This window comes from Cyclobacterium sp. (assembly GCF_014762705.1).
Classification (GTDB): domain Bacteria; phylum Bacteroidota; class Bacteroidia; order Cytophagales; family Cyclobacteriaceae; genus Cyclobacterium.
This window is the reverse complement of sequence record NZ_JABURL010000010.1, coordinates 1-14,440: the sequence shown is the minus strand read 5'-3', so window position 1 is coordinate 14,440 and position 14,440 is coordinate 1. Positions and strand designations below refer to the sequence as shown.

At 47.1% G+C, this 14,440-nt stretch carries 9 protein-coding genes; 2 read left to right on the top strand and 7 right to left on the bottom strand.

From position 1 onward, the window contains the following. Position 1 precedes the first annotated feature (1 nt). Both HUJ21_RS00275 and HUJ21_RS00270 read left to right on the top strand, forming a co-directional pair. Entirely contained in the window at positions 2 to 1,660 is a 1,659-nt protein-coding gene (locus tag HUJ21_RS00275; protein ID WP_291366285.1) for a SusD/RagB family nutrient-binding outer membrane lipoprotein, read from the top strand. 140 nt (positions 1,661 to 1,800) lie between these two features. Beyond that, the gene (locus HUJ21_RS00270; protein ID WP_291366284.1) at positions 1,801 to 2,868 is read left to right on the top strand and encodes a DUF6340 family protein; all 1,068 of its coding nucleotides are present in this window, start codon (positions 1,801 to 1,803) and stop codon (positions 2,866 to 2,868) included. A 66-nt stretch (positions 2,869 to 2,934) separates the two neighbouring features. Here HUJ21_RS00270 and HUJ21_RS00265 read toward each other — a convergent pair whose 3' ends face one another. The 7 genes from HUJ21_RS00265 to HUJ21_RS00235 all read right to left on the bottom strand — a co-directional run bounded on the left by HUJ21_RS00265 (position 2,935) and on the right by HUJ21_RS00235 (position 13,647). Further along, positions 2,935 to 3,375: a DoxX family protein gene (locus tag HUJ21_RS00265; protein ID WP_291366282.1), complete on the bottom strand. Its 441-nt coding sequence runs from the start codon at positions 3,373 to 3,375 to the stop codon at positions 2,935 to 2,937. Between the two features lie 12 nt (positions 3,376 to 3,387). Next, positions 3,388 to 5,436 carry a copper-translocating P-type ATPase gene (locus tag HUJ21_RS00260; RefSeq protein WP_291366280.1) on the bottom strand — a complete coding sequence of 683 codons (2,049 nt, stop codon included), beginning with the start codon at positions 5,434 to 5,436 and terminating at the stop codon, positions 3,388 to 3,390. A gap of 51 nt (positions 5,437 to 5,487) precedes the next feature. Next, entirely contained in the window at positions 5,488 to 7,281 is a 1,794-nt protein-coding gene (locus tag HUJ21_RS00255; RefSeq protein WP_291366278.1) for an efflux RND transporter periplasmic adaptor subunit, read from the bottom strand. A 29-nt stretch (positions 7,282 to 7,310) separates the two neighbouring features. Further along, positions 7,311 to 7,667: a four helix bundle protein gene (locus HUJ21_RS00250; protein ID WP_291366276.1), complete on the bottom strand. Its 357-nt coding sequence runs from the start codon at positions 7,665 to 7,667 to the stop codon at positions 7,311 to 7,313. A 96-nt stretch (positions 7,668 to 7,763) separates the two neighbouring features. Further along, positions 7,764 to 9,119, bottom strand: a complete 1,356-nt coding sequence (locus HUJ21_RS00245) for a TolC family protein (RefSeq protein WP_291366274.1) — start codon at positions 9,117 to 9,119, stop codon at positions 7,764 to 7,766. A 45-nt stretch (positions 9,120 to 9,164) separates the two neighbouring features. Continuing rightward, positions 9,165 to 12,989 carry an efflux RND transporter permease subunit gene (locus HUJ21_RS00240; protein WP_291366272.1) on the bottom strand — a complete coding sequence of 1,275 codons (3,825 nt, stop codon included), beginning with the start codon at positions 12,987 to 12,989 and terminating at the stop codon, positions 9,165 to 9,167. A gap of 247 nt (positions 12,990 to 13,236) precedes the next feature. After that, the gene (locus HUJ21_RS00235) at positions 13,237 to 13,647 is read right to left on the bottom strand and encodes a hypothetical protein (RefSeq protein ID WP_291366270.1); all 411 of its coding nucleotides are present in this window, start codon (positions 13,645 to 13,647) and stop codon (positions 13,237 to 13,239) included. Between the last annotated feature and the right edge of the window lie 793 nt (positions 13,648 to 14,440).

The following is a 14,440-nucleotide window of genomic DNA, read 5'->3' as shown; positions in this document are numbered from 1 at the left end:
AATGAAAAGAAATATAAAAATCATAGCCCTGATCAGTACAATGGCATTTAGTGTTTTCTCCTGTCAGGAGGACCTGATAGACATGAATGTGAATCCCAATGGGGCCAATCCGGAAACAGCCAATCCAAACCTGGTGCTTTCCACGGTATTGACAGAGGCAGGTAAAACCGTGGTCAACTTGGGTTATGGAGACATCGCAGGGGTCATGCAGCATACCCAGAAGGATGGCTGGGCCGGTGGACACAACTTGTATGAATGGAACAGAAACAACAGTTGGGCAGGTTACTATGGTATCCTGAGAAACAACCAGTTTGTTTATGAGCGGGCAGTGGAACTGGATCAGGAACTGCAGCAGGGGGTTACCCTGGTCATGAAGTCCATGATGTTTGGGCTGATCACTGATTTGTGGGGGGATGCTCCCTACACCCAGGCTTTAAGGGGAGCTGAGGGTACGCCGGAAGCCACTTTTCCTTCTTTTGATACCCAGGAAAGTATATACAGAGGGGTCATCCAGGATTTGGAAGCGGCCAATCAGTTGCTTTCAAAACCACTGGCAGAATACAACAGTACGATAGAGGGAGCCGATGTTTACTTCAATGGTGATCCCTCCAAATGGAGGAAAATGGCCAATTCCTTAAAATTGAGGTATTATATGCGTGTGTCGGAAAAGCTTCCTGATTTTGCAAAGGAGGGCATTGAAACCATTTTGAGTAATCCGGAACAATACCCCATCATCACAGATCCGGGAGACGACGCCACCATGCCTTTTGCCGATAACTCAAGTAGTACCAGCTGGCCGGACAACACCAGGTTTGATGCCAATGAAAGCAACTACCGCCGCATAAAGATGTGTCAAACCCTGGTAGAAGCCATGCGTTCCAAAAATGACCCCAGGTTGGGAGTCTGGGCCAACAGGGTACAAATTCCTCTTGTGGTGGACGAAAATTTACCCCCGGGTACTGATAGAATAGAAAACAACCAAAGATTGCTCTCCCCCGATGTATTGGAAGAACGAAATGTGGACCTGGAGGATATCAGCCAGAATCCCGATTATGTGGGCATTCCACCAGCCATACCGGGGCCACAAGTATATAACCTGAGCCCTGATGCCAACCAGGCCGCATTCAACCCGCATGTTTCCTGGCTGAATGATATTTACCGGGAACCCAATGGTCCTTTGTTAAGGGCCAGGTTGATATCCGCATCGGAAGTAAACTTTATACTGGCGGAAGCGGCATTGAAAGGTTGGTCCGTGGGCAATACTGCTGAAAATTACTATCAGGCTGCGATCATGGCTTCTTTTGCCACCTGGAGCCTGTCAGATCAGGCTGCAGCTTATTTGCTGGAAGAAGAAGTCCAATTTGAGGGTAGCCTGGAACAACTGATGGAACAAAAATGGATCGCTTCCTGGACGGCGGCAGCTGAATCCTGGTTTGACTACAGAAGGACCGGTTTTCCCCAGCTTCAGCCGGGACCATTTGCCATTCGGGCGGCGCTTCCCGTACGTTTTTACTACATGATCGACGAGAGAAATCTGAACCCCGAAGAAACAGAAGCGGCCATGGGCAGGTTGGAAACCACCAATTTTTCCGAGGTAGACGGAGAAAATAGTGCCTGGTCCAAACCCTGGGTCATACAGGGGACAGGGAAGCCCTGGTAAAGCAAATACTGATATAGAATGCCAGATGCCATCCAGGGTATCTGGCATTTTTCTTCAGAGGCTGTTTGACTTTTAAGGGAGCAGTGATTTTGATTTGAAAACATTTCGCTAAATTGTAGCGGTTTTTATTTCGCTTGTATATGTCTGTACGTAAGTTATTGATTGTTATCATATTATCAGGATTTTTCAGTATATTTTTTTCCTGTACAAAAAATGTATCCCTCACCCGATTGGTACCTGCCGAGATCAATGTGCCCAATCATGTGCAACGGCTCCTGATTGTGGACAGAACACAACCGGAAAGCCAGGGAGTAGCCATTATTGAGGGGATTTTGACCGGGGAAGCGCCTTTTGAGGTAAAGAACGGCATAGATGCTACCTTGGCCACCATACAGCAGGAACTCAATACCTCTCCCAGGTATGAGGTGATCCGGGCCAGGGAGCGTTTGAAGGGCGGACTTTTTGCACAGACCTTCCCGCAGCCCCTGAGTTGGGAGCAAATAGAATCCCTTTGCCGAAACTATGAGGCAGATGGGGTTTTGACTTTGGAAAAATTCAGTTCGGATTTTGTGGTGACCGAAAAAAAGGTGACTATCAAAAAGGAAGTGGGAAGTGGCAATGATGCCAAAACAATAGAAGTGCCCGGCATACAGGCTGAAGGAGTAGCTTCTGTACAGGTTGGGTTCAGGCTCTATGATCCCCAGAACAGAAATATCGTGGATCAGGGTGACTTTGGAAAGACCAACCTCTGGTCGGCTGAAGCAGAGACCAAAACCCAGGCCCTGGCTTTGTTGATTGATAAAGTACAAGCCACAAGGTACGTGGGCCAGCTGGCTGGAGCGGCCTATGCAAGAAGGGTGGCACCGATGTATTTGAACATCAACCGTTCCTTCTATGCCAAATCCAAGAAAAACCCAGCCCTGAGTCTAGGCGCGCGATATGCTGAAGTCAATGAATGGGAAAATGCCATCCAAGCCTGGGAGGAAGGATTGTCCCTGCCATCCGATGCCAAAACTTCCGGGAAACTGTGTTACAATGTGGCTTTGGGCCATGAGGTCCTGGGAGATCTGCTCAGTGCCAAAGATTGGGCAGGAAAAGCCTATACCCTTTATGGATTTAAAGGAGGGCGAACCTACGCCAGGGAACTCGACCAGAGGATGCTGGAAGAGGAAATGGTCCGGCAGCAACTGGCACCTGCCGTTGAATGAGAACCAGGAACCCAACAAGTCCATATTCAGCAGAAATTTTGAACCTTTCCATTAACCGTTGATTATTCAATACTGTTTTTTGGGAAACAGTAAATGGTCCACAGCCCATTTACCACTCCCTTTGATAATCAGAAAAATGCTGCCCAGCAACATGGCCCAATCCGTACGGCTGGCATGCATCATGGCCCAAAAGCCCTCATCCGCTAAAACCTGGGTTTTCGTGGTTGAAATGGCGACGAGCATGATGATCAATGTGGGGATAGCTGCCAATCGGGTTAGCAGGCCCAGAAGGATCAAAAGCCCGCAAAATACTTCAATTCCACCCACAAAATAGCCCAAAAATTCCGGTTCGGGAAGTCCGATTTTTGCGAACCTCCCTGCCCCCCGGATTGCCGGAAAAAGGAATTTTTGGATGCCTTCCGAAAGGAATACCACACCTACCATCAAGCGGATAAGAGAGGTCGATTTTTCATAGGTGGGAGTCAGTAATTTTTGTTTCCAGTTCATTTTTTGGGAGTTTTAACGCATACTTTTCTTTAGCAGCTGGGCATTTGCAGCCACGATGATGGTACTCAGGCTCATAAATACGGCTCCTATGGCCGGGCTGATGATCAATCCCGGAATAAAACCGGTGGCCAGGGGCAGGGCGATGGCATTGTATCCGGTAGCCCATATCAGGTTCTGGATCATCTTTTGGTAAGTAGCCCTGCCGAAAAGAACCAGTTTGGCGATGTCTTTGGGGTTGCTGTTGACCAGGATGATATCGGCCGTTTCTGCAGCCACATCAGTACCGGAGCCCACCGCTATCCCCACATCGGCCTGGGCCAGTGCCGGGGCATCATTGACACCATCCCCTGTCATGGCCACAAAGTAGCCATCCTTTTGCAATTTTTTTACAATGTCCACCTTTTCATCCGGCAAGACCCCACTGTAGTAACCGTCCAGTTCCAAAGCTTCACTGACTGCTTTGGCGGTTTTTTCATTGTCCCCGGTAGCCATAAACATTTTCATCTCTTTTTCCCTTAGGGTTTTGATGGCCGCATAGCTGTCTTCTCTGATTTTGTCCGAAAGGGCCACGAAACCAACAAGGTCTTCTCCCCTGAGGACAAATACAATGGTTTCGGCCTCATTACCCTGGCTTTTTTCTGGTATAGAGATGTTGTTTTCCTCCAGATATCCCGGGCTCACCACTTTCCACAATTCACCATCAATCTTGCCTTGTATTCCCTTTCCCGTAAGGGCTTCAAAGGATTTGACAGAAAGGAGGTCAAGTTCCTTTTCTTTGGCTTTTTTTACAATGCCCATGGCTATGGGATGTTCGGACTCCTGTTCCAGTGAGGCAGTGTGGGCCAGCAGCTCTTTTTTATCCAAATCATCAGATAAACTTTCATACCGGGAAACACCAAAATTGCCCTCAGTCAGGGTTCCGGTTTTGTCAAAAACCATGGCGGTAATTTTTCTTGCATTTTCAAAGGCGGTCCGGTTACGGATCAACAATCCTTTTCCGGCGGAAACTGAGGTAGATATGGCTACAACCAATGGTATGGCAAGACCCAGGGCATGGGGACAGGAAATTACCATTACGGTCACCATCCGCTCCAGGGCAAAATCCCAGGGTTTGCCTAAACTGATCCATACCAATAAGGTGATGGTTCCAGCGCCCAAAGCGATAAAGGTCAGCCAGCGTGCAGCCAAATTGGCCAGGTTTTGCGTTTTGGATTTTGCCTCCTGGGCTTCTTCCACCAGGCCAATCACCTTGTTGAGGTAACTTTCCTCACCTGTCTTTTCTACTTTCACTTTAAGGGAATGGTTGCCATTGACTGCACCACCGATGACCTCATCCCCCTTGGCTTTGCTGACCGGCTTGCTTTCACCCGAAATCATGCTCTCATCCAGGTGACTTTCCCCTTCCACTATGGTGCCATCTGCAGGGATTTTTTCACTTGCTTTTACCAGGATCACATCCCCTTTTTTCAACTCTGAAACCTTTACTTCTTTCACCTGCTCTCCTTCCAGCAGGTGCGCTTCAGCAGGCATCATTTTTACCAGGAGTTCAAGGGACCTGGAAGCACCCATTACGGATTTCATTTCGATCCAATGTCCCAGCAGCATGACCACAATCAGCGTGGCCAGCTCCCAGAAAAAGTCCATGCCTTCCAATCCAAAGACAACGGCGGAACTATAGGCATAAGCCACGGTAATGGCCACGGCAATCAGGGTCATCATCCCCGGATTTTTTTCCTTGAGTTCATCTGCCAGACCTTTGAGAAAAGGCCATCCTCCGTAAAAAAACAAGATGGTAGCAAGGCCAAATAAAAGGTACTTATCCCCATTAAATGTCAGTTCAAATCCAAACCACTGCTGGATCATTTCAGAAAGGGCCAGGATGGGAACGGTTAAGACCAGGGATACCCAAAACCGTTTTTTAAAATCCTGTATCATCATCGCATGGTGCTCATGGTGGGAATGATTTTCATGACCGGAACCATGGTCCTTGTGCTGAGAATGTTTGTCATGACCTGATTCATGCTGATCATTGTGTTGTCTATGTTCTTCTTTTTCTTTCATGATTTCTCTGGGTTTTTATACGTATTAAAATTGGGAAACCGCTGGGCGCTTTTAGTGATTATGCCGTGCCATATCCCCGGATCCGGAACCGCTTTTATTTTGCATTACCGCCTCACCTTTTTTATAGGTCTCCCTTACTTCTCCACAGCGGAGCATGCTTTCTCCAAAATAGGGATTGAATATTTCCTCCTTTTCACTCAACCAATAAGCGCCTTCATCACCAAAGGCCATGGGGCAATACTGCCGGTAGACTTTGTCCTTTTCAAGGCCAAAGGTTTCCGTGATTTCCAGCATGCTTTCCGATAGCCACATGAATTGCTTTCTGACCGCTTCAATGTTTTCCGCTTCCTGCAAGCCCTGAAGAGCTTCTTCTGATTCATTTTTCAATTGCATCCATTGGTCGTGTGCCTCACCTTCCACCAGGGACATGTCCACCTTATTCAATGCAGCTTTTACCTGTTTTCCGGCCTCCCGTGCCCCTTGGGCATCATCAGCAACCAATTCATTTTTAAGGTCAAAATAGGCCTCTGCCAATGCTGTCAATTGCTTTCGGAAGTCTTGGGAAACCTCCATGGTTTTGGATTCAGGACGTGACATCATGCTGTAATTTCCGGCGAGCTGCGCAGCTGCATCTATGGCAAATACCCCGTTGGTTACAATTTCTTCGCCTTCCTTAAGCCCTTCCATCACCGGGTACACGTCTCCTACACGGGAACCAACGGTTACTTCCCGCATTTCATAGGCAGGGTATTCCGCATTTGGAACCTTGACATATACTACCGACCGCCTTCCCGACCAGAGCAGGGCGGTCCTTGGGATACTGACACTGGCCTGATCCACTTGTCCGCTTGTTGTAATTTTGGCATTGACAAACATTTCCGGCCTGAGTAGGCCCTTTGCATTATTGGCTACTGCCCGGATTTTTACGGTCCTGGTTTCGGGATCGAGGATAGGGTCTATGTATGCTACTTTTGCCTCAAATACCTCGCCGGGAATCCCTGCAACGGTGAAGGAGAGGGCATTCCCTTTGCGAATAGCAGATAAATCCGTTTCGTAGGCATCCAGCATGATCCAGACACTGCTCAGGTCCACGACTTCAAAGAGTACGGAGCCTGTACCTATATAGTCGCCCACAGCAACATTCCTTTGGCTGACAATGCCGGACTTTTCGGCCAGCACATCAAAATGCTCCAGCAGATCTTCCTGCTTTTCTATGGCCCTGATCTGATCAGCTGTTAATTTCCACAGCCTTAATTTTTCTTTGGCAGCAGCATATATTTCCGGAAAATCAGCTTTACTGGCAGCAGCTTCCTGGAGTTCCCGCTGGGCATTGACCAGTTCAGGGGAATAAACAGTGGCGAGTTTTTCTCCCCGACTGATCGCCTGCCCGGTAAAATTGATGAATAATTTTTCTATTCTTCCCGGGAATTTGGCCGTGATGGAGGAGATATTGCCTTCATCGGGCTTCACTTTTCCGCTGAGCAGTAATTCACCTGTGGAAAACCCTTCTTTTACTCTGGAAGTGGCGATATTGGCCATGGCCACACCATTGTTGCTCATTTCGAAAACCATCGGATCACTGGATGAACCGGCACCTTTGGATGCTGCAGGGATCAGGTCCATGCCACAAATGGGGCACTGCCCCGGCTCGGATTGCCTTACCTGTGGGTGCATGGAGCAGGTCCAGGTTTCGCTGTGCTGATGGTCTGATGATTCGATTTGCTGATGTGTTGATGTGTTGATGTGTTGATTTTTTGATGTGCCGATGAGGGTGGCGATCAGGAAACCTATGAGGATCCCAAATGCGGTGAACATCAAAACCTGTTTATTTAATTTTTTCAACATGACTTAAGTAATTATAAATGTCTTGTGTATTAACTTAAATTGCCAGATCTCGTAGTTGAAATGATCTTGTTTAGCAATTTTCGAATGCTGAGCAGTAAGGCTAACATGTTCTCAGTAGGGTTTGGGTAGGAGGGTGCCTTCGAACATAGCAATAGCCAATATTCCGTTTCTTCTGCCTCTTTATGGGAGATCTTGAGTTTGTGAATGAAATCTGCCCGGCTTTCACTACTTTGAGCTTCCCTGATACTGGCTCCAATTCCATTCCCTGATTTTAATAATTGCCGTGCGATTATATATTTCTTCTTTTCTTCCAGAAACTCGGAGAATTCAATTACCTGCAATGCAAAATCAAAACTCAATTCCAATACTTCATTTTTCCTTTCCATGATTATTTAAATTTTATTGTTATTTCGTTCATTAAGTCATTTAACAATTGTATCCCCCCAATCCTCACATCAGCACATCATCCCATCCTCACATCCTCAAAAACCCGCCAGGTTTTCGAGTTGGGCAACGCTGTTGTGTTTGTCCACAATCGCCATTATGTGTTTCAGCTGGTAGTCCAGCAACTGCTGTTGTACTTTCAGCAGGTCCTCAAAGGCTTTTCCATCATTGGCATAGGCGGTCATGAGTAAATCCAGGGTTTGTTGCGCCAGTTTGGTTTGTTGCTGGTACAGACCTACCCTCCGATTGGCATCATCCCAATCCCTGAGTGCATTTCGCCATTGGCTGGAAAGTTGATTGACTGTATTTTCCTTTCGCTGTAAGCTGGCTTGCTGATTGAGTTCAGCTGCTTTTTCTATGGATTTGAATTTTTTTCTGTAAATGGGCAGGGTGATTTTAAACATGGGCATGACCATGTTGTTGCCGCCCATGTTCATGCCATTTTCCATTCTCGGACTGAAAGCCATGTAATTAATCCCTGCTCCCATCATGGGTCTGCCTTCCAGCTCTGCCATCTTTTTCTGGACAGCATAGGCCGCACCTTCAGCTTCCAGCATTCTCAGACCAGGGTTGAATGTTTTGATGCTGTCCAGCAATTCCAGTCGGTTCATGGGTAAGGGTTCATCTGATAGCTTGTCAGGGATGGCCAGGGTTTCCTCAGGATCCCGGTTCAAAAGGGCATTAAATTCAGCAACCAAAGCTTCCTGCGTATCTTTTAAAAGGGAGATGGTATTTTCCAATTCATTCATTTCCATCCTGATCCGTAATACATCCTCCATTCCCTGATTGGAAGAGGAGTTTGACCGGTTCATCTCAGTGCTGCTGCTTTGGTACCTGACCAATGCCAATCTTTCGTATTTTTCCAGGATGTTGAGGTGTGCCTTGCTGATTTTTATTTCTTCATTTAAGCGAGAGAGTTCGTACCAGGCCACTTTTACCTGGAATAGCAGCTCATTTTTTACCATTCTGAAAGCTTCATACCTGGCCCGCGCCATTTTACTGGCTTCATCTTTTCGGATTCCCAGGCTGCCGAACCAGGGAAACATTTGCATGAGTTGCAGATCGGCATGTTGGTTGCCCATAAAACGTTCCATGGGCCGGACAAAAAGACCCAGGCTCAATTCAGGATCAGGTAAAGTTCCAGCTTGTGGAACCCTCTCCAGAGCCGCCAGGTAATCACTGAAATAGGCCTGAATTTCGGGATTGTTTTCAGCGGCAGTCAGAAGGTGCTCATCCAGCGTCTGGGCCTGGATAATAGAGGTTGGAAAGTGTAGGATAGCAACCAAAACAAATAATACCCAACTATTCGGGAAGAGCCCGGCACCAAGCTCCCACCAAACCCTGTCCTCCACCTTCTGCCTTCCTGGTTCCAAATCTTTTAGTTTATTAATCATATCTTTTAAGTTTTAATATTTCATTCCTTCCATTGGACCTTTCAATTAAGCATCCAGATATACCTCAGCATCACGTTTCACTTTACGTTCTGCCCACCAGCTATACATTACCGGTACCAGAAAAAGGGTGACCAGGGCAATGACCATTCCCCCAAAAGCCGGTATGGCCATGGGGATCATGATGTCGGATCCCCTTCCGGATGAAGTCAGTATGGGTAAAAGGGCCAATATGGTGGTGGAGGTGGTCATCAGGCAGGGTAGGATTCTTTTTTGGCCGGCTGCCAGTACGGCATTTCTTACTTCTTTCCTGTTTTCAGGGCGGTACTTTTTAAAACTCTGGTCCAGGTAGGTGGCCATCACAACCCCGTCGTCCGTGGCGATACCAAACAAGGCAATAAAACCCACCCAAACGGCCACACTCAGGTTATAGGTTTTCATCTGAAACAAATTCCGCATTTCGGTACCCATCACAGAAAAATCCATAAACCAGCTTTGACCATACAACCAGAGCATCAGAAAGCCCCCGGCAAAGGCCATGGCAATACCCAGGAAAACAAAAAGAGTAGTGGAGGTAGATCGGAACTGGAAGTACAGGATGAGAAATATGACAATCAGGGAGAGCGGTACCACTACAGCCAGCCTTTTTTCTGCCCTTACCTGATTTTCATAATTTCCCGAAAATTCGTAGCGTATACCCGAAGGCACGGTCAGCTCTCCCGAATCGATTTTTTCTTTCAGGTAGCGTTGAGCATCTTCTACCACAGTTACTTCGGCAAAGCCCGGCATTTTATCCAGTAGAACATAGCCTACCAGAAAGCTGTCTTCAGACTTGATCATGTCCGGGCCGGGCCGGTAAGTAATGGCTGCCAACTGACCCAGGGGAATGAACTCTCCACCTGGCATAGGGACCAACATGTTTTCTATGCTGGCGGGGTCATCCCTATATTCCCTGGCATAACGCACGCGGATGGGAAAGCGCTCCCTTCCTTCCACCGTGGTACTGACGGACATGCCTCCGATAGCTGTTTCTACAAAATCCTGCACATCCCGGATGTTCAATCCATAGCGGCTTATTTTGTCCCTGTCGATGTCTATTTCCAAATAGGGCTTGCCTACGATGCGGTCTGCAAATACCGCCTGCTCCTTGACAGAGGGGACTTCTTTCAGGTATTTTTCCAATTCAAAGCCAAAGGCTTCAATGGATTTCAGGTCCGAACCAAACACCTTGATGCCCATTGGCGCCCGCATACCGGTTTGCAACATGACCAAACGGGTTTCTATGGGTTGTAACTTTGGGGAGGAGGTCACTCCCGGCAGGTTGACCACTCCGATGATTTCATTCCAGATGTCGTCCGGGCTTTTGATATGCTCCCGCCACTGCCGGAAATAATTGCCCCGGGGATCCGGAACCAATTGTTCCCTGCTTATTTTCTCAGGCTCGTTGGATGCCGGATCATAGCTTTCTCCGTTGGCCAGCAGGAAATGCCCATCCTCATTGACCTTAAACCTGAGCTTGTTCCCGTCAATATCCGTTGCATATTCACTTTTGTAATGGATGGTGTTTTCAAACATGGACATGGGTGCAGGGTCAATGGCCGTTTCAGCCCTTCCTGCTTTGCCCACCACCAGGTCTACCTCCGGGATGGCATACACCAGCATATCCAGTTTTTGCAGGATTTCCCTGTTTGCCTCCACTCCCGAATGGGGCATGGAGGTAGGCATCAAAAGGAAGGAACCTTCATCCAGTGAGGGCATGAATTCCTCTCCCAAACCGGGAAAGGTATGGGAGAGGGCAGTCCAGCCGGTACTGCTTTTGATATCCCATCCAATATTGTCTGTGGCCCTGGGGACAAAGGAGAAAACCCGATCGAAGCCTAACCAAATGTTAAGCCCGAGTAGGATGATCACAGCTGGAATGATTAAAAACACCCCTTTGTGATCAAGGGTCCAAAGCAACATTTTGGAATAATTCCTGTAGAAAGCAATAAAAATACCCAGGACCAGGCCTATGATCAGGGCAATAAAAAGGAAGTTGACCAGCAGGCTGTTGGCAACACCCAGAGGTACCCATTCCATGGCCAGCAACCAGGTCACAGCTACAACTGTAAAGCCTACTTTCATGCTGTTTCGGTGCGGTTCCATCCTTTCCGGAAAATGATGCAGGGAGAGGTTGATCAGGCCAAAACCTATGAGTATAATGCCGGCCCAGGCCCAGAGAGTAAGGGCAATGATTATTCCTGATACCAACAGGATGTAATTCCAGATCAGGCCTGTTCTCTTATTACTTTTCCTGATGGAAAATATCCAATGGGAAAAGGTGGGCATGATGATCAGGGTAAATATAACCGCTGCTATCAGGGCAAAGGTTTTGGTATAGGCCAGTGGCCCAAAGAGTTTGCCCTCGGCAGCCTGAAGGGTGAATACGGGCAAAAAGCTGATAATGGTGGTGCTGACAGCTGTCAAAATAGCAGAAGCTACTTCCGTGGTGGCTTCAAAGATGATTTTGATCCTGGGTTTGTCGGCAGGTGCCTCTTCCAGATGGCGGAGGATATTTTCATTCAGGATAATCCCCAAATCCACCATGGTGCCAATGGCAATGGCAATACCCGAAAGGGCCACGATATTGGCATCTACCCCAAAGTACTTCATAAAAATAAAGCACATCAGCACTGCCAGCGGCAAAAGGGAGGAAATCAAAAGGGAAGCACGTAAATTAAATACCATTACCATGATCACGATGATGGTGATCAATACCTGAAGGCTGATGGCCTGGTAAAGGGTGCCCAGGGTTTCATAGATGAGGCCTGTTCTATCATAGAAGGGAACAATACTCACTTTGGAGACCCTGCCGTCTTCCAGGGTTTTGCTGGGTAAGCCTCCTGATAGTTGTTCAATTTCTTCCTTTACGGCATCAATGACGGCCAGTGGATTTTCTCCATAGCGGGCAATGACCACTCCACCAACGGCTTCAGCACCTGCCTTGTCCAGAATGCCTCCCATATTCCTGGGTTGAGGACCTATATTTACCCTGGCCACATCGCGGACCAGCAGGGGTACATTGTCCGTTACCTTTACCACAGCACGGTCCAGGTCCCGGAGCTCTTCCACGTATCCCAGGCCCCTGACAAAGTAATCTACTTTGTTGATTTCAATGGTATTGGCCCCTACATCTATATTGCTGTTTCTGATGGCTTCTACCACATTCATCAGGGAAACCCCATGGGCCTTTAACGCAACAGGATCCACGTCTATTTGGTATTCCTTGATATATCCACCTACAGAAGCCACTTCAGCCACTCCCGGTACACTGCTCAGGGCATAGCGTACATAATAATCCTGGATGGAGCGCAATTCATGCAAGTCCCATCCCCCGGCAGGCTCACCATCCTGGTCCCTTCCCTCCAGCGTATACCAAAATACCTGTCCCAAAGCAGTGGCATCCGGCCCAAGCCTTGGCTGGACTTCTTCAGGAAGTAATCCTGCAGGTAAAGAGCTGAGTTTTTCCAAAACCCTGGAACGGCTCCAGTAAAACTCCACATCCTCATCAAAAATGATATAAATGCTGGAAAAGCCAAAGGCAGAACTGCTTCGGACACTGTTTACACCCGGCAGCCCCAAAAGAGCGGAAGTGAGGGGATAGGTAATCTGGTCTTCCACGTCCTGTGGTGACCTTCCCATCCATTCAGTAAAAACAATTTGCTGGTTTTCACCAATATCGGGTATGGCATCCACCGGGACCGGATCCCGGGGGATAAAATCCAGTTCCCAATTAAAGGGGGCAGTAGCTATTCCCCAGGAGACAATGAGTAACAACAGCAGTACGGTGACCAGCTTGTTTTCCAGAAAGAATCTGATGATGTTATGGAGCATTTTTCAATAATTTGATGATTACCTGAAAATCTGCCAACCGATCAGTCTTGGATGCTGAGCAACAGGTTGTTTGAATCAATCCTGTGATACCCGGTAGTTATTCACCAGGGGTTCAGCGGATCAAAAGAAGGTTATGCAGATGATGGAAAATGCTGAAAATATCCCCGGGATGTAAAGGGGAAACAGCATAAACAGACAGGCGGCATCGCATGGAAAATCCATGGCACATGCCGCAATCAGCAAATTATTATATCAGGAAGGATTGAATGAGCACAGGTATATCCTGCCGGATCAGGGGAGGCGCATAGTGTTGATGGGGTACTACATCCGGCTGAACAGTATTTACAGTGAAATAGGCTACAAGCAGGTAAAGCACTGCGGACATCTCCGGCTGGGGCTGCTTAAAAATGGATGCTTTGGTCAGTTCATCCTGACCCTGAACGATAAGTTGTTCATTTTCACAGCAATCTTTCTTGCTGCTTTCACTTTTATCATCATGGCAGGATTTGGCGTGCATCTTGCAGGCTTTCACTTCTTTGAAAAGAGACACTTTCTCAATTTCACCCATGCACAAGTGCCTATTCAAGGTAAAGCTCATCGAACTGAGCAGTACGATCAGGGAAAGAAAAAGGGTCGCTATTTTTTGAAAGGCCTTCATGTTGTTATTGAGCGCATTACAAAGTTACATTATTTTTCTGATTATAGACCAAAAGCAGGGTTTTATGCTGTTAAGCCCTTTGAGGCTGTTTGTACAAAAGTAAAAAATTTCCTTTCAAAGGTTTTATATAATTTTTATCAATACTTATAACCTGAATTTAATTTTAAAATAATTGACTTAGGCTATTAGCCAATAACGCTCACTGGGTGTAGTTTGCAACTACATCCCTGTTATCCGATGAGTTAGGTAGAGGAGGCATTTGTAATGCCGGATCATTTTGCGCACAAGCAATTTTATTACAGCTAAGGTAAGTTATTGGGTTTGGAGAATCCGGATTACAGAAATGTTAATACGGTACGTTTGCGAAAAAATCCCCCTATTTCCCCCTTTTTAAAGGGGGATTTTGTCTTTTGGAGAAATAGCAGGTACGTTCCTGCTTTTGAGTTTATCCGCTCCGCGGAATTTGTAATTCCGTGGTTTAGATAAAGAAGATCTGTAATCTCCAAAACCCTCTCTGGGCATAGTTTGCAATTACATCCCTGTTATCCGATGAGTTAGGTAGAGGAGGCATTTGTAATTCCGGATCATTTTGCGGACAAGCAATTTTATTACAGCTAAGGTAAGTTATTAGGTTTGGAAAATCCGGATTACAGAAATGTTAAAAAGGTTCGTTTGCGAAAAAATCCCCCTATTGAGGCTGTCCGAAAAGGGCAGCCTTTTTTATGCGGCTATTTTTCCGGAATATTCGGAAAAGTTTGAATCTCCAATATTTCGTAGCACTGATAAACAATAA